At 57.9% G+C, this 330-nt stretch carries 1 pseudogene; it reads right to left on the bottom strand.

Features of this window, described 5'->3' with window-relative positions:
• A pseudogene (locus AF337_RS44645) lies at positions 1-330 on the bottom strand (hypothetical protein); the annotation flags it as partial.

The following is a 330-nucleotide window of genomic DNA, read 5'->3' on the forward strand; positions in this document are numbered from 1 at the left end:
CAACCGATCGACCGGTAGTAGGGTCGGTATCGATGGTTGTGAGGCGCATGCCCGATGCTCCGGTTTTTTCGATCGTCATCTGCGCACGCCGATCGCCGTTGACTTCTTTCGCCCATCTGATCGCGAGGCTTATGGCATTACCAGCGCGCTTTCCGCCAAGACCCGCGGTGCCGGTGCCTGCGCCAACGTAGGAGCCAGTGTAGGTGTCACCAGTGGCCTTGAGGTTCGCGCTGATGACGCGGGAAAAAACGACAAGGCTGGTACAACGCCCATTGAGTGCGAGGGAGCTTGCATTCGCATCCGATTTGAAACGGCAAGTGACTTTAATGG

The sequence above is a fragment of the Rhizobium ecuadorense genome, from assembly GCF_001187535.1.
Lineage (GTDB): Bacteria > Pseudomonadota > Alphaproteobacteria > Rhizobiales > Rhizobiaceae > Rhizobium > Rhizobium ecuadorense.